The organism is Photobacterium sp. R1, from assembly GCF_054600795.1.
In genome coordinates this window covers 1-281 of the sequence record NZ_BAAHZP010000452.1, presented here as the reverse complement: position 1 = coordinate 281, position 281 = coordinate 1, and the positions used below count along the sequence as shown (strand labels likewise).

At 49.5% G+C, this 281-nt stretch carries 1 protein-coding gene; it reads left to right on the top strand.

Annotated elements, in window-relative coordinates; genetic code table 11:
* A partial coding sequence (locus ACYP03_RS25815; RefSeq protein WP_459782651.1) for a cobalamin-dependent protein occupies window positions 1-281 on the top strand: 281 nt, incomplete at both ends.

The following is a 281-nucleotide window of genomic DNA, read 5'->3' as shown; positions in this document are numbered from 1 at the left end:
CGATATCGGCAAAAACATTGTCGGTGTGGTGCTGCAGTGTAATAACTACGAGATCATTGACCTGGGTGTCATGGTGTCTTGCGACAAGATCCTGAAAGTGGCCAGAGAAGAGAAGGTCGATATTATTGGTCTTTCGGGGTTGATCACTCCTTCGCTCGATGAAATGGTGCATGTCGCCAAAGAAATGGAGCGGCAGGGTTTTGACCTTCCTCTGTTGATTGGCGGGGCAACAACGTCCAAGGCCCACACTGCCGTCAAAATTGAGCAAAACTACCATGCTC